We start from the raw sequence: 16,499 nt of genomic DNA on the forward strand, positions 1-16,499 counted from the left end.
TCAGTCGGTCAATTCCAGTGCTACTGCGGTTGCTTCTCCGCCACCGATGCAAAGCGCCGCAACGCCCTTTTTCAGACCGCGTTTTTTCAACGCCGCCATCAACGTCACCATGATCCGCGCGCCGCTGGCACCAATCGGGTGACCAAGCGCAGTCGCGCCGCCGTTTACGTTCAACTTGTCGTGGCTGATGCCAAGATCCTGCATCGCGAACATGGCGACGCAGGCGAAGGCTTCATTGACTTCCCAGAGATCGACATCGGCAACCGACCAGCCGGCCTTGTCGAGGACTTTCTGAATGGCTTTGACCGGTGCGGTGGTGAATTTGGCCGGCGCATGGGCGTGAGCGGCATGAGCAACGATCCGTGCAACCGGTGTCAGGCCTTTTTCCGCTGCGACACTGGCGCGGGTAAGTACCATTGCAGCAGCGCCGTCGGAAATCGACGAAGCATTGGCAGCGGTGATCGTGCCGTCCTTGGCAAAGGCAGGACGAAGCTGCGGGATTTTGTCGGGATTGCCCTTGGGTGGCTGTTCGTCCTTGTCGACGATGACATTGCCCTTGCGGGTTTTGACTTCGACCGCGACGACTTCGTCATCAAAGGCGTCGCCTTCGACGGCCGCTTTGGCGCGAGCGAGCGATTCGATCGAATATTCGTCCTGCGCTTCGCGGGTCAGTTGATATTCGCCAACGGTTTCTTCTGCGAAACTGCCCATTGCCCGACCCGATTCATAGGCATCTTCAAGACCATCAAGAAACATGTGATCCTGAGCGACGGTATGACCGAGCCGCGCGCCGCTGCGCATCTTCGGCAGCAGATAAGGCGCGTTGGTCATGCTTTCCATGCCACCGGTCACGATGATATCGACCGATCCTGCGGTGAGGGCCTCGGCCCCCATGATCGCGGCCTGCATGCCGGAACCGCACATCTTGTTGACCGTGGTCGCCTCGACCGATTGCGGCAGGCCGGCATAAATAGCGGCCTGACGGGCAGGGGCCTGACCCTGGCCAGCGGACAGGACATTGCCCATATAGATGCGTTCGACATCCGCTCCGGCAACCCCGGCGCGTTCAACCGCTGCCTTGACCGCGACAGCACCCAGATGGGATGCGCTGACTTCGCTGAGCGCGCCTTGCATGGCGCCCATCGGTGTGCGGGCATAAGAGAGAATGACGATCGGGTCGGAACTGGACATGAATTGGCCTTTCTGGGTTGGTTGCGCTCCCCGGAGGGGCAAGCGCGATTCTTGAAATGCACATAGGCGTCACATTCCGATTTTTCAATTGCCCCATTGAACGGCACGGCCCACCGTGTAACGCAATTAGCGTAACCTTCTTCGGAGTGTCCTTTGCCAGCTTATCTCTTTCCGGTTGCCGGCGTCCTGCTCGGTCTGATCATCGGGAGCTTTCTGGCGACGCTGATACTCAGATGGCCGGAAGGACGTTCGGTCATCACCGGTCGTTCCTCCTGCGACCATTGCGGCCACCAGTTGCGCGCCAGGGAGCTGATCCCTGTCGGGAGCTTCCTGCTCCAGTCGGGAAAATGCCGTCAGTGCGGGTCCAAGATCGCCAGCGATCATGTAGCAATTGAGATAGCCGCCGCGCTGATTGGCGGTCTCGCCCTGTTCGCCGCGCCCGATGTTCAAGGGGTGACGGGCGCGGTCTACGGGTGGCTGTTGCTGACGCTAGCCGCCCTTGACGTCAAACACCACTGGTTGCCGGACCGGCTGACCGTGATTCTGGCTCTATCCGGGTTGCTCGCCAGCCTGCTCATGGTCGCTCCAACATTTCTCGACCGGCTGACCGGCGGTTTGGCGGGATATGCGTCCCTGGCGATTCTGGCCGCAGCCTATAAATTTGTCAGGGGACGAGATGGTCTGGGCGGTGGTGATCCGAAGATGCTGGGCGCAATCGGCTGCTGGCTGGGTTGGCAGGCATTACCCCTCGTCATTCTCGGCGCCAGTCTGGTCGGGATTCTGGTCGCGATCTCCTGGCGGTTGCGCGGCGAAAATGTCACCAGAGAAAGCATGTTGCCGCTGGGCAGCCTGATGGCTGTGGCCGCTTTTCCAATCTGGCTGTATCAGACAGCGAATGTCGGTCTCTACTAGTGATTTGCAGATGCTCGCGCGGTCATGTGAAAAAGCCGTTGCCAGCGGATGGCCTGTTCGCTAACAGAGCCTCGATTTCGCTGATCGTCGATTGACGCAGCCAAAGAGCCCCTGTGGTGGAATTGGTAGACGCGCTGCACTCAAAATGCAGTTCCGCAAGGAGTGCCCGTTCGAGTCGGGCCAGGGGCACCATTACAGACATTGCTGGAAAACCACCATTTTTGTGCACGAAGAGTGGGGCAAGAAGGGCACCACTTCAGTGTGGCCCTTTGAGCTCAATTGGCAAAGCGGGGCCTGTTGTGTTGAAAGCTGGATAGATAGCTATGTGGTTCAGCATTTCTGGGGAGAGAGAATATATTGTGATTACACAATATAAAAATCGCCCCTTATCTCGGGCGGTAGTTCGCAACTTTGCTCTACTCAATCCCCAGCGCTATGGAATTTGGGGCAGCTCTATCGCTTTCACGAGACCCAATTTACGATCCACAGCATAAATTATCTGACTATTGTCTGGCGCAAACGAAAAGGCTTGGCCCTCTATCTCGAGTGAGATGGTCGCAACATGTGTCAGATATGGGCCGCTGACGGGCGCTTCCAGAACATAGATCTCGGGTCGGTCGTGGCCGGATATATATAGTCTGCCATCGGGGCCGATCGCACCGCCAGATGCGGCGTAAGGAGCCATGAGATCGGTTATCGCTTTCGGGAACAGCCATCCGCCTGTGCGCCGCCATTGTTTGTCAAGAGTCACGACGCTGGAATAGCGATGGTCCTTATAGGGAACCCCGCGTCGGTCATAATGGGCAAAGGATGCAAGAAAGCCGTCTTTCGTGGCCGCGAACCAGGTGAGGGATCCTTCCTCCATCATGCCCAGGCTGTGAGTGGCACGGTGCTCCATGGTTTCCGTATCGAAAATCTCGATGGATGAGCCCATCGGGGCAGCAGGATAATTGGAATTTGCGCACCACAGTTGCGCTGCCTCTACATAGCAGCTGTTGAGATGCTCGATGCCGGGCGAAGGCAGATCGCTCCACCAGCCAACAGGCGAACCATCGGCCAACATATATTTGCCGATAGTGCTGTTATCGATGGCGTAGAAATGGCGCTCGTCCGCCGCGGCCCCCTGATCGGCTTCCGCGGCATTATAAACGTTTAGTGTCTTCGCTTCGAGCAGGACCGGGGTCGGAACGCCTTTACCATCATGCTGACGCAGGACCGGTTCGCCAAAGCTCGGACCAGCCGCGGTTACAGATGCGGACAGGAACGCGGACAGCATGAATAGTCGTGAGGGTTTGATCATAATATGATCCTTTGCTTACAGAAATAGCATTGGAGAGCCGGTTTATGGCGAGCGATCATTTTGACCGCTCGCCATAAACCGGAGACTCAATTCTGCTGGATCAGAAACTGGCGCTGAATCCGAAATCGACATTGACGCCATAAGCTTCACGGGCCGTTATCTGATTGCGTATTGCTTGATAGCCTATCGAAGGCTCCTCGGTGATATTGGAAACAGAGCCAAAAACTTCCACTCCCTTCATCACACGGTAGGACAGGCGCGCATCCAATACGGTTCGCCCCGCAGCATAGCCATCGCTCGCGCTGGTTCCTCCGACAGAGGTGAGATAGGCATCGCGGTAACTGAGTGCTACCCGCGCCTCAACCGGTCCCTTTTCATAGAAAATGGCTCCGCCCGCAATCCACTTGGACTGGCGGAAGAAAGGCAGATCGTCTGCCCGGCCCGGAACATTCACATTACTGTCTACAAAGGTGACATTGGCCGAGATACCGAACCCGTCAAGCGGAGCGGGTAGAAACGTCAACCGCCGAACCGCATTGGCTTCGATCCCGAACAATTCTCCATCCGTGGCATTTTGGGGCTGTGACAGGCCAAGCAGATCAATGCCGGCAAAGCTGGTGTCTACCAAACGCTGCGTGTAAACCGGGTTCTTGATATTCTTGTAGAACATGGCGAGCGAGAAGACGCTCTCTGCATCCGGATAATATTCGGCCGAGAAATCCAGCCCCATCGATGTATAAGGTTCGAGACCGGGATTGCCTGCTGCGCCTTCGCCATCCTCTTCCTCGAATGTTGGCACGACATCGCTATAGTTGGGCCGGCCGATGGTATTGGTCCAGGCTGCCCGAAGGGCAACATTCGGCATTGGGCGATAGTTTAGTGTCACATTGGGCAGGACGTGGGTATAAGTCTGGTCAAAGCTCAGGGGCGTGATATCAGAGACGGTGATTGTGCCGTTGCCATCGGTGTCGCGGATAGCAAATGCATCATAGGTCCCCTCGGTCCGCTCGATCCGCACGCCGCCAATTGCGGTCAGATCGCCCAATTCCATGCTGGCCATCACATAGCCGGCATAGATTTTTTCGTTGATGCGATAATCCGACGCCCGATCATTAAAGCCGGTTGCTTCTTCATCGAGGACCAGCGAGCCAGGGTTCTGCTGGAAAAAATAATCCAATGTTGCTGCATAATCCATCGCCGGTCCAAAGCGGTAATCGCCATCATAGAAATTGGCAATTTCGGGCAGGGCGGTGCCGGTGTCGGCAAATGTGACGGCGGCGGCAGGTTCCCAGAGTTCCTGATAATTATCACGATCCTTGGTCCGGTCCGTATATTTTACACCAAATTTGAGGAAACTGTCGCTCACGGCGGCAAAATTGACTTTAATGTCGGCCTTGATGGCGTGAAGGTCCTCGTCGATGGTCTCCCGACGAAGGCGAATGCGGCGCAGTGGAAATGATGCCGGATCGAACAAGACTTCATCGACATCGACGAAACTCGGCATTTCGCCTTCAACCAGGATCGTCGAAACGGCCACGCTGCCCGAGCGATATTCGATATCGTCGCGCACCGGCGTATGTTCCTGCGCGTGCGCATATGTATAGTTCAGGGCAAGATCGACATTGCCGAAGCTGAACTCCGCACCTGGCGATATATTATACAGCTTTTGGGTCTGTTCGTTCTGGCGGAATTCACGGGATGCCCGGCCCGATGAATAGGTGACCTGATCGGGGGCCGGAAATGTTATGTCCCCGCGCGCCATGTCATAATCGAACTGGTCGCGTCCTTCCACGTCGGTAAATTCATTGTAGATATTGCGAACATAAAGATGGACAGTATCGCTTGGCCGCCAGTCGAGGTTCAGGATTGCGCCAATGCGTTCGCGCATGATCGAATAATCATAATATCGCATACCGGTAGGGGCAAAGAAACCGTCCGAAACTTCTGTCCAGCCCAACGGATCAACCAGTTGGCTGTCGATGAAGCGTTTTGAATAGCTTATACCGGCGACAATCCCGAAATCCTCGTTGGGGCCGATCAATTGTCCGTGCATCGCGCTGGCAGCGAAGCCGAGCTTGTCCGACGCTCCGTTATAAATGCCGCGGCCGGAAAGATAAGTGAACGGCTTGTTCTGGTCGAACGCTGTCGGCGTGACGATATTGATCGAACCGCCGATGGCATTGGCGTCATAATCCGGGGTAACGGTCTTGACGACCTCGATGGCAGCGACGAGGTCCGAGGGAATAGTATCGAGCGCAACACGCCGTCCTTCCGCCTCGGGGATACCGACAATATTGCCGTCGATAGTCACCTGGTTCAGGTTGGGATCAACGCCACGAATGACGACATAGCGTGGTTCGCCTTGGTCAATTTCGACCGAGATTCCCGGAAGCCGCTGCAATGCCTCGGCGGTGTTATAGTCGGGCAGCTTGCCGATACCGTCGGACGATACAATGTCCGAGATGACAGACAGGGACCGCTTGCGTTCAATCGCCAGCAGACGCGACGTGCGTGCGCCGGTGACGACGATGGCACCATCTGTGGTTTCCCCTTCCAGTTCGATACTGGCATCAGCCGTTACCGAACCTTGCTGCGGTACTGTGACCGTCATTCTCTGGTCTTTATAACCCGGCTGCACAATGAGCAGCGTGTAGGTGCCCGCATCAAGGCCGAGCATCGAATAGCGGCCGTTTTGGTCAGTGCCGACCGATTGGCCGGTTTCTTTGATTATTACCGTCACACCGCGCGCTGGACGATCCAGCGAAGCACTGCTTATTGTCCCGATGACATCACCGGCAATTGCTGTTCCAGGCAAGGTGACTGAAGCCAGAATTGCTGCACGAAGCAAGCGTGTGCGGCGACCTTTACGGTTAAGAATTTCACGACCCATTTTATAAACCCCATTTTTGAGTGAACCAGTTGTGGGGCGTCCGCTAGCGGTCGGGAATGACGACCTGATTGCTGTAACATGTATTGAATGTGAAAGTTATTGGTCGGTTTTAAATAGTTTGGACGTTTAATTAATGTGTCACGTCAGCGCGTTAGCCGGCGGCCATGACCAAGAAAAAATTTGCACTGCCATCCTCGCCATTGCCTACCGTTTCACGGCGCTCGCTCCTGCGGGCTTCGGCAATTGGACCGACCCTGCTCATGGCCAGTTCGCTAAGAGCGGCCCCACAACCGGCTTTTACCCACTCGGTCGCTAGCGGCGATCCGGAGCAGCGAAGCGTTACACTGTGGACAAGATATGTGTCACCCGATGCAGAGCCTGGCTGGTTGCAGGTCGAAGTTGCAGAGGACGAGCAGTTCAAACGGATCGTTTCACGCACTTCCGCCCTGTCCGCGCCGGACAAGGATTTTTGCGTTCATGTCCGGCCGGACAATCTCCAGCCGGGGACCTGGTATTATTATCGCTTCCGGGCTGAGACGGGCGAGGTTTCTCCCACCGGACGCACACGCACTTTGCCGGAAGGTCCGTTGAACCAATTCCGGATCGGCGTTTTTTCCTGCGGCAATGCGACATCGGGCTGGTTCAATGCCTATGCCCATGCTGCGGCCCGCAATGATCTCGACTTGCTGGTTCATCTTGGCGATTATATTTACGAATCCAAGCTGGACCGCTCCGATGCGCTCGAGGGCATGGCAGAGCTTCGGGGAATAGAGCCCGCGCACGAGGCGGTCAGTCTTTCCGATTATCGCAAACGCTATGCCAGCTATCGCGCCGACCCAGGTCTGCAGGAATTGCACCGTCGCTTCCCGATCATCGTGATGTGGGACGACCATGAAACCGTGAACAACAGCTGGACCGACGGAGCGGCCAACCATGATCCGGCTACAGAAGGCCGCTGGAAGGACCGTATGGCGGCCGGCGTGCAGGCATTTCAGGAGTGGCTGCCCATGCGCAGCAAGCCATATACCCAGTATCAGCTTGGCGATCTTGCCACATTGTTCCGTTTGGAAACCCGGCTGATTGGGCGTTCGGAGCAGCTCGATCTGCGGGACGTCATCAGTGGCGGTGAAAAGGATGTCGCTACCGCTGCCTTAGCTTTTCGCGATGGACCGCTGAATGATCCGGCGCGCACGATGATGGGTGCCGAACAGGAACAGTGGCTCGCGGACGGGCTCGCCACATCCACCGCATCCGGCCGGAAATGGCAAATTCTGGCGCAGCAGGTGATCATGGGGCAGTCCCGCATGCCCGCAGACTTCTCGACCTTCTTTGGTCCGGATGATCGGGTAAGTGCAAAGAAGCTTGAAGAAATGAAGGTCTCCGCGCGCCTTTCAGCCATAGATGTGCCGTATCATATGGACCGATGGGAAGGCTATCCTGCGGCACGGCGACGACTGCTGCAAGCTTCGCAAGAGGCAAATGCTGATCTCGTGGTCCTCAGTGGCGACAGTCACAATGCCTGGGCGTTCAACCTCGAACATGATGGTCAGCCAGTGGGCGTTGAACTGGCCGTGCAAGGCGTGTCTTCGCTTGGAATGGACAAGCGTTTCCACGGTGATCCAATTGCCATCGCGGAGCGGTTCGTTGATGCCAGTCCTGATCTTGCATGGTGTGATACAAGCCAGCGGGGCTATATGGTGCTCGACGTGCAGGCCGACCGGATTTCGAATGAATGGCTATTCATTCCCTCACGCATTGCCCGAACGGTAAAGGTTAGCGGAACCCACCGAATGCAGGTAGCGAGGGGGACACGAAAGCTCGCGGCTGGGTGATTACCTCATTCAGAAGATGATTCCGGTTAATCTGTAGCCATAGAGGGATTTATAAGACTTTCTATTTGCGAACTTTGTAAAACTGGGCTTTTTGATGCCAGTCATTTCTTTGGCCAATAGCCTCTGTCTGCTATGCAATGTTGCGCAAGGAGGTTTTTGTGGAAATTGATGAAGTCATTTCTTTTCTAAAACGACATGCGCCATTTGACAGTCTTTCGGCGGATATTACTGCCTCCCTCGCACGCAAAATCGAGATCCGCTATTTCCCGCGTGGAACGGTGATCATTGATGCCGGTGTAGAAAATCTGGCATTGGGTATCGTGCGGTCCGGGGCGGTTGAACTGCGATTGGGTGGCACCGAACTCAATCACCGGTTGGGCGAAGGCGGCATCTTTGGTTATCCATCACTGCTCCACCATCAAGTCACCCGCAACAAGGTGATCGCGCTGGAAGATTGCCTGATCTACCAGCTTCCCAAAGCAGATTTTCTCAAGTTACTGGAACAGCATGCGGCATTGAAGGGATTTTTTGCCAAAGATGAAGCTGAACGGCTGCGTCGGGCGGTCGAAGGTTTGCGCCAGAGGGAAAATGGCTACGGCGATGCGGCGATGATTGCGGTAAAGCTGAAAACGCTGCTGCGCCGCAAACAAGTGGTGACTGCTCGTCCTGACGACACGATCCGTGATGCGGCAAAGCTCATGACCCAGACTGATGTTTCGACTTTGCCGATAACCGATCAGGGCAGGCTGACGGGGATATTGACCGACAAGGATCTGCGTCGCCGGGTATTGGGTGAGGAGGTTTCTCTGGATGAGCCGGTTTCCAGGGTGATGACCCCCGATCCGATAACCATGTCTTTGGACGGTGATTTGCTGTCCGCGATGCTCGTGATGTCCCAGAAAAATATCCATCACTTCCCGATCGTTGACGACGCAAACCAGATTGTCGGCGTGATCAGTGCCAGCGACTTGCTCAACCGCTTCGGCATGAATGCGCTGCAGGTGGTGGCAGAGATAAAGGCGGCCCCCGATGCGGCGACGGTCGCCATAGCGGCGCAGCGCGTGGGTGCGGTCCTGACCAATATGATCGAGTCCGGGGTCGACGCCGATCATACCGCGCGCTTCGTTTCCAATATCGGAGAGACAACCCATCGCCAGTTGCTCAAATTGGCGGAAGAACAATTGGGCCCGCCTCCGGTTCCTTATGCGCTTGTTGTTTTCGGATCGCTCGCCCGGCAGGAACAAGCTGGCGGATCAGATCAGGATAATGGTTTCATTCTTGATGACAGCTATGATCCCGCGAGGCACGCGACCTATTTCGAGCAGCTTGCAACTTCATTATGCGATGGGCTGAACAGCGCGGGCTATATCTATTGCCCCGGCGATATCATGGCGACCAACGAGAAATGGCGGCAACCGCTGGCAGTCTGGAAAGCACGTTATCGTGACTGGATTGATAAGCCTGATCCCGAAAATGTCCTGAACACCACGATTTTCTTCGATATGCGATGTGTGGCCGGTGAAGCGAATCTTGTCGATGATCTCCGTACCCGGATTTTTGAATGGAGCAGCACAAACAGGATCTTTCTGTCTTTTATCGCCCGGGCAGCATCAAGCACAAAGGTTCCGTTGGGATTTTTCCGTAATTTCCTTCTGCAACATGATGAAAAGGAAGGCGAGGTGCTTGACCTGAAGCACCAGGCGATAGCACCGGTGGTTGATATCGCCCGCGTCTATGCGCTCGCGCTGGGACTGGCAGAGGTGAACAGCAAAGACCGTCTGAAGATGGCGGTCGAACGGAGAGGTCTGAGTCAGGAAGAGGCCTCCGACCTCATTGACTGCTTCGAATTTATCCGCAGCGTCCGCTTTCGTCATCAGTCCAATCAGGTCAAACGCGGGGAGGTCCCCACCAATAACCTTCCACCCAAGTCACTGTCCCGGTTCGAGCAGGAGCATCTGAAAGATGCATTTCGCATAATCCGTAATCATCTGGACATGATCAGTCGCAATTATGCGGGCGGAATCCAGTGAAACTCGATTGGCGGAACTGGTTTCACAAAAGGCGTTTTGCGCAGGATTGGGAGCGGGCAAAGCAGGCTGCCTTGTCCACACCGCTGGAAGCTTATTATGATGTTCCGTTGCCAGAGCAAATGTCGCTTGATGACACGCCCCTGGTGGCGCTTGATTTTGAGAGTGACGGGCTGGAGAAAAACGCTCAGTTGCTGGAGGCAGGCTGGACGCGCATTATCGACCGGGCGATAAAACTGGAAACGGCGCAGAAACTCCGGATCCGCGCAGACAACCGGCTACAGGAATCAGCTGTCGTCGTTCACCGCATTACCGATGATGTCGCAGCAGGCGGGCAACGGGAGCCGGCAGTTCTGGCCTTGCTGCTGGATGAGCTGAAAGGGTCTGCGATCGTTGCGCACGGGGCGGCGATTGAACAGTCATTTCTCAATAGCGCCTGTTTGCGCAATTTTGGCGTTCCCTTTGTCGGACGTTTTATCTGTACGATGCAGCTTGAGCAACGATGGTTCCCGAAACAGCGGACGGCAGATGGACTACGTCTGGGAAAATTACGCTCGCAATATGGTCTGCCTTCATATCGCGCGCATGATGGTCTGACCGATGCCATCGCATGCGGTGAATTGTTTCTGGCCCAATGCGCGCGCCGCAATGTCGAAAATCTGTTGCTCGAAGACGTTCTTATGAAGGGCTAAACCTTCTTCGTTCACCTATTAGACGAAAGTCTCTCTATCAAATTTCTCCATCCGCTTTAGCATTACAGGAGAATGGTCAAAAATCGGCCATGATGTGAAACAAAATAGGGGAGGATAGCATGACGGACGACGACAGATCCATACCGGAACCGAACGGTGTTCCGGAATCGGATGGTGAAGCCAATGCCAATGAAAAGGCCTATTGGTCAGAGAATATCAGGCTGCTTTGGACATTGATGACGGTCTGGTTCGTCGTGTCATTCGGTGCAGGCGTCCTGTTCCGCGGTTTTCTCGATCAGTTTTCGCTTGGCGGTTACCCTCTGGGCTTCTGGTTTGCCCAACAGGGATCCATCTACGTCTTCGTCCTTCTCATTTTCTACTACACTTGGAAAATGAAGAAGATCGAACGCAAATATGATCTCGATGATTGAGGGAAACTGACATGGATACACAAACATTAATCTATCTTTTTGTCGGTCTCTCTTTCTCCCTCTATATCGGCATTGCGATATGGACACGGGCCGGATCGACCAAGGAATTCTATATTGCCGGCGGTGGGGTGCACCCGATCGTCAATGGCATGGCAACGGCGGCTGACTGGATGTCGGCGGCCAGCTTTATCTCTATGGCGGGTATCATCGCTTTCTCCGGCTATGACGGCTCAGTTTACCTGATGGGCTGGACCGGTGGTTATGTGGTGCTGGCATTATTACTGGCGCCCTATCTGCGCAAATTCGGGCAATTTACGGTGCCTGATTTTATTGGTACGCGCTATTATTCGAAAACGGCGCGCGTGGTTGCCGTTATTTGTCTGATCTTCATCAGTTTCACTTATATTGCCGGGCAGATGCGCGGCGTCGGAATCGTCTTTTCCCGCTTTCTCGATGTACCAATCACGCTCGGCGTAATCATCGGAATGGGTATAGTATTCTTTTATGCTGTGCTGGGCGGTATGAAGGGCGTCACCTATACGCAAGTCGCACAATATTGCGTGTTGATCTTTGCTTATATGGTGCCGGCATTTTTCATCAGCTTTCTGGTGACCGGTAATCCGATACCCCAATTGGGGCTGGGATCGACGGTCAATGACGGCTCGGGATTATACGTCCTGCAGAAACTCGATCTGGTGCTTCAGGATATGGGCTTTGGCGCCTATACGGACGGATCCAAATCGATGATCGACGTGTTCTGTATCACTGCCGCCTTGATGGTCGGTACGGCTGGACTGCCGCATGTGATCGTGCGGTTCTTCACTGTGCCCAAGGCATCAGATGCCCGTAAATCAGCAGGTTGGGCACTGATCTTCATTGCTCTGCTTTATACCACGGCCCCTGCGATTGGCGCGTTTGCGCGGATCAATTTTATCGAAACGGTTGATCAGACGGAATATGCAGAAGCGCCGGAATGGTTCAAGAACTGGGAAGCCAATGACCTGATTGCCTGGACCGATAAAAATGGTGACGGCAAGATGGAATATCGCTCCGGTGATGCGTTTGCCGGCAGCCCCGAGTTTACCGGTGAAACCGGCAAAAGCGGAGAACGGTTGATTGCCAACGAGATCAATGCAGAAAGCGGGAACGAGGTCTATGTTGACAAGGACATCATGGTGCTTGCCAATCCGGAAATTGCAAATCTTCCCGGTTGGGTGATCGCTTTGGTGGCCGCTGGCGGCCTGGCCGCAGCGCTATCGACAGCAGCAGGTTTGCTGTTGGTGATTTCATCGTCGATCAGTCACGACTTGCTGAAACAGACTTTCCGCCCGCAAATTACGGAGAAAGGTGAGTTGATGGCAGCACGTCTTGCAGCAACAGCGGCGATCGTGGTGGCCGGCTATCTCGGCATCTATCCTCCGGGTTGGGTGGCGCAGGTTGTGGCTTTCGCCTTTGGTCTGGCAGCAGCATCGCTCTTCCCGGCCATTTTCATGGGTATCTTCTGGAAATCTATGAACAAGGAAGGTGCGATTGCCGGGATGGTAAGCGGGCTGGTGTTTACCTTCAGCTACATTGCCTATTTCAAGCTGGTCGCGCCGGAAGCCAATGTGGCAGCGAACTGGCTGTTCGGTATCTCCCCAGAAGGTATCGGGGTCATCGGTATGGTCATTAATTTCGCTATCGCAATTGCAGTGTCGAAAATGACCGCCTCACCGCCGGTGGAGGTGCTCAAAATGATCGACTCGATCCGCGTACCGCGCGGCGCTGGAGATGCGGCGGTGCATTAGACTCTTCCAATCTTAAGAAAAAAGGGCGGCGCTTGGCGTTGCCCTTTTTTTTGCTTAAAGAGCAATAGGAGAACAAAATGATCTTGTGGATCGCGCTGGCCGCTTCGGTGCTCTATGCCGCCGGTCTCTTTTGGCTTGCGCTAAAAGGGGATAGTGGCCGCTTCGCCCTGGGCCCGCGTGCACAATCCTGGATCTACGGGCTCTCTATCGCTGTTTATTGCACGAGCTGGACGTTTTACAGCGCGGTGGGAACGGCAGTGTCGAGTGGCTGGCATTTTCTGCCAATCTACTTGGGGCCGATATTATTGTTTACCATTGGCTATGGTCTGGTGTCACGCACATTGCAGCTGGGCAAGGCGCAACACAGCACCTCGATAGCAGATTTCCTGTCGACCCGGTACGGCAAGAGCGGTTCTGTGGCCGCTATGGTCACGATCATCGCCACTATCGGGATATTACCCTATGTTGCCCTGCAACTGAAATCCGTTGGTCAGACGTTGTCGGCGCTATCCCCCGATATTGGTGGAGTGATCAATTCCGAAAATGTCGTGTTGGGAGTAGCCGCTGTAATGGCGATGTTCGCGATATTATTCGGCGCCCGGCAGGTTGATATGACCCAGCATAACAGGGGACTGGTGCTGACCATTGCGGTCGAAGCCGTTGTCAAAATGTTGGCGTTGCTCGCAGTCGCGCTGTTCGCGATTCTTATGTTCGCGGGAACAGACGCCGCACAGATTGAAAATGCCCGCAGTTTTGGCGAGATCTTTAAAGTCGAACAGTTTGATGCCCGCTTTGCAATTTTGACACTGATATCGGCATGCGCAGCGTTATGTCTGCCGCGGCAATTTCATATGACTATTGTCGAGGCGCGGAAAGATCGTCCGGACAGGTTGATGCGCTTTGTTTTTCCTGCCTATCTCATTGTCATCGCACTTGTCGTTTTCCCGATAACCATCGTCGGAACATCGCTGTTATCGGAGAGCCAGACAAGTCCCGATATGCTGATGCTTGCGCTGCCGCTGAGCATGGGTGCGGACTGGCTGGCGATACTGGTATTCATCGGCGGTTTTTCGGCGGCCACCGGTATGGTGATTGTTACAACCGTGGCGCTGTCCGGCATGATTACCAACGACCTGATCATTCCACTTTTCTATCGTCACAGAACCAATCACGCCATATTGAGTCAGTCGCTGCTGTGGATCAGGCGCCTGACCATCATCGGTCTGCTCTGTCTTGCCTATCTTTATTATCGCACGATCAACAGCGCCGCGACACTGGCGGGCCTGGGAATAATTTCTTTTGCAGCCGTTTCGCAATTCGCTCCGGGACTGGTTGGCGGACTGTTTTGGAAGACAGGAAATCGGAAGGGCGTCAACGCAGGGCTGTCACTGGGTTTTTGCGCCTGGCTGATATTATTGATCATACCCACCTATCTTGACACGAATCCGGTTTTCCAGGTCGCTGATGATATGCTGGTGTCAGCTGTGCTCATCAGTCTTTCTGTCAACATTGCCGCATATTTTATAGTCTCCGTAAACACACAGGCCAATATCATCGATAAAGCGCAATCAGCAGCTTTTGTCGGAATGGAATATCGCTCCATAGGTGATAGCCGCGCGCTGGGAAAAAAGCGGGTGGCAGATTATCGTCTGCTTTTGCGGCAATTTGTGGGGGACGAGCGCAGTCGCGCAGCGATGCAGCAGCTGGGCGCGCAACTTGATGGTCATAATTATACAGATTTAGACGTTGCAGATGATGCTCTGATCGAAATGGTCGAACGGCAGCTTTCCGGTGTGCTTGGTGCATCGTCTGCCAGGGCGATAATCGGCTCTACCATGGAGGGCGATCCGATACCGTTGGAACAGGTTGTCGCGATGTTTGATGAAACTTCCCAGCGTTTGCAATTTAGCGGAGAATTATTGCAAACGGCGATCGAGAATATTGATCAGGGCGTTGCTGTCGTCGACAATGAAATGCGACTTGTCGCTTGGAACAGCCGCTATGTCGAGATGTTTGGCCTGGAAGATGATTTGATAGCCGTGGGCCGGCCAATTGCTGATCTGATCGGCCATAATTTACGCCACAACGGTTTGAATGAAAAGCAGATAGAAGCCGAAGTTTCGAAACGACTTCAACATATGCGCGCTGGCCGAAAACATGGCCAGGAACGCGAGCAGGCGGACGGTCGCATATTGCGGATATTGGGCAACCCGACCGCGACCGGCGGTTATGTGACCAGCTATACCGATATCACCGCAGATCGGCGGTCAGGACTGGCATTGGAGGCAAAGGTTGCGGAACGCACCCGACAACTCACCGAAGTTAATATTGCGCTGGAAAAGGCAACGCGCTCGAAAACCCGTTTTCTGGCAGCCGCCAGCCATGATCTTGTCCAGCCGTTGAACGCCGCGAGATTGTTCACGTCGGCGCTTCATGAAGAAATCGGGACCGAACAACCCAAGGCGAGAAAACTGGCCAACGATATCGACCGTTCTATTGAAATGGCGGATCGCCTGTTGCGCGCATTGCTCGACATATCCAAGCTGGATGGCGGCGGTCTGCAGCCGGAGATTACCACATTTCCGTTAGCACCGATATTCGACGACCTGCGTTCGGAATTTAACCGTGCCGCCAAGAAAAAGGGGCTGGTTCTGAATGTGCAAATAACTGATATCTGGGTAATGACGGACCGTAATCTGCTGCTCAGCATTCTCCAGAATCTGGTTTCAAATGCCGTTCGATATGCCGAAGCGGGATCGGTTTCACTCGGGGTGGAAAATAAGTCCGGCAAGGCGCTCATTCGGATCGACGATACGGGGCCAGGCATTGATCCTGAACATCATCAGCGCATTTTTGAAGAATTCCAGCAAGTCGGCACGCAGATCAAGAGGGAAGGTGCCGGGTTGGGTTTGTCGATATCGCAGCGGATTGCGCGCTTGCTTGAAACAGAGATTGCGGTGGTATCGGCGCTAGGGAAGGGGAGCAGTTTCTCGCTTTCCCTGAAACAGGGAAAACCGAAAACAGGTGACACAGAAGCACCTAAAGCACGTCAAACCCGCGCTTCCGATCTGTTGGGCAAAACAGTTCTCTATGTCGATAATGATCAGAATGCTCTGGATAGTCTTTCCGCCCTGTTGCAGGGTTGGGGGTGCGACATCAGGACAGCTTTGGGACCTGAACAGGCCTTTGACGCTTTTTCAGAACCACCGGAATTGGTGATTTTTGACTATCAACTGGATGATGGCTGGACCGGTGATCAGCTTTTTGAAAGACTCTGTGCAAATTGGGGCCAGCGCCCGGCCGGTATATTGGTAACTGCAGAGGATTCGGGCCGGACAAAAGATGCTGCGGTGCGATTGTCCGTCGAACGTTTGCTCAAGCCAGTGCCGCCTGCAGCCCTTCGTGCACTGGTGAGCCAGACTTTCCGTGAAAGCTGA

At 54.6% G+C, this 16,499-nt stretch carries 10 protein-coding genes and 1 tRNA gene; 8 read left to right on the plus strand and 3 right to left on the minus strand.

Annotated elements, in window-relative coordinates:
- Nucleotides 1-1,191, minus strand: a complete 1,191-nt coding sequence (locus tag AAC060_RS06260; protein WP_339824117.1) for an acetyl-CoA C-acyltransferase — start codon at nucleotides 1,189-1,191, stop codon at nucleotides 1-3.
- Nucleotides 1,192-1,344: 153 nt separating this feature from the next.
- On the opposite strand from AAC060_RS06260, the gene AAC060_RS06265 reads away from it, so the two are divergent.
- Together AAC060_RS06265 and AAC060_RS06270 are read left to right on the plus strand one after the other, a co-directional pair.
- Nucleotides 1,345-2,103, plus strand: a complete 759-nt coding sequence (locus AAC060_RS06265; RefSeq protein WP_339824119.1) for a prepilin peptidase — start codon at nucleotides 1,345-1,347, stop codon at nucleotides 2,101-2,103.
- Between the two features lie 107 nt (nucleotides 2,104-2,210).
- Nucleotides 2,211-2,295: transfer RNA gene (locus AAC060_RS06270), tRNA-Leu, on the plus strand.
- Between the two features lie 241 nt (nucleotides 2,296-2,536).
- On the opposite strand, the gene AAC060_RS06275 is transcribed toward AAC060_RS06270, so the two are convergent.
- Nucleotides 2,537-3,403 carry a hypothetical protein gene (locus AAC060_RS06275; RefSeq protein WP_339824121.1) on the minus strand — a complete coding sequence of 289 codons (867 nt, stop codon included), beginning with the start codon at nucleotides 3,401-3,403 and terminating at the stop codon, nucleotides 2,537-2,539.
- A gap of 100 nt (nucleotides 3,404-3,503) precedes the next feature.
- Complete coding sequence (locus tag AAC060_RS06280; RefSeq protein ID WP_339824123.1) at nucleotides 3,504-6,293, minus strand: TonB-dependent receptor; 2,790 nt, start codon at nucleotides 6,291-6,293, stop codon at nucleotides 3,504-3,506.
- 164 nt (nucleotides 6,294-6,457) lie between these two features.
- Here AAC060_RS06280 and AAC060_RS06285 point away from each other — a divergent pair, with 164 nt between their 5' ends.
- The 6 genes from AAC060_RS06285 to AAC060_RS06310 all read left to right on the plus strand — a co-directional run bounded on the left by AAC060_RS06285 (nucleotide 6,458) and on the right by AAC060_RS06310 (nucleotide 16,499).
- Complete coding sequence (locus tag AAC060_RS06285) at nucleotides 6,458-8,125, plus strand: alkaline phosphatase D family protein (RefSeq protein ID WP_339824124.1); 1,668 nt, start codon at nucleotides 6,458-6,460, stop codon at nucleotides 8,123-8,125.
- 158 nt (nucleotides 8,126-8,283) lie between these two features.
- Nucleotides 8,284-10,155: a DUF294 nucleotidyltransferase-like domain-containing protein gene (locus AAC060_RS06290; RefSeq protein WP_339824125.1), complete on the plus strand. Its 1,872-nt coding sequence runs from the start codon at nucleotides 8,284-8,286 to the stop codon at nucleotides 10,153-10,155.
- Nucleotides 10,152-10,844, plus strand: coding sequence for an exonuclease domain-containing protein (locus AAC060_RS06295; protein WP_339824127.1), 693 nt, complete (start codon nucleotides 10,152-10,154; stop codon nucleotides 10,842-10,844). Before AAC060_RS06290 ends, AAC060_RS06295 begins: the two co-directional genes overlap by 4 nt.
- 119 nt (nucleotides 10,845-10,963) lie before the next feature.
- Nucleotides 10,964-11,275: a DUF4212 domain-containing protein gene (locus AAC060_RS06300; RefSeq protein WP_339824128.1), complete on the plus strand. Its 312-nt coding sequence runs from the start codon at nucleotides 10,964-10,966 to the stop codon at nucleotides 11,273-11,275.
- Between the two features lie 11 nt (nucleotides 11,276-11,286).
- Complete coding sequence (locus AAC060_RS06305) at nucleotides 11,287-13,062, plus strand: sodium:solute symporter family protein (RefSeq protein ID WP_339824130.1); 1,776 nt, start codon at nucleotides 11,287-11,289, stop codon at nucleotides 13,060-13,062.
- 77 nt (nucleotides 13,063-13,139) lie between these two features.
- Nucleotides 13,140-16,499 carry a PAS-domain containing protein gene (locus AAC060_RS06310; protein WP_339824132.1) on the plus strand — a complete coding sequence of 1,120 codons (3,360 nt, stop codon included), beginning with the start codon at nucleotides 13,140-13,142 and terminating at the stop codon, nucleotides 16,497-16,499.

Source organism: uncultured Parasphingorhabdus sp. (genome assembly GCF_963975555.1).
GTDB lineage: Bacteria > Pseudomonadota > Alphaproteobacteria > Sphingomonadales > Sphingomonadaceae > Parasphingorhabdus.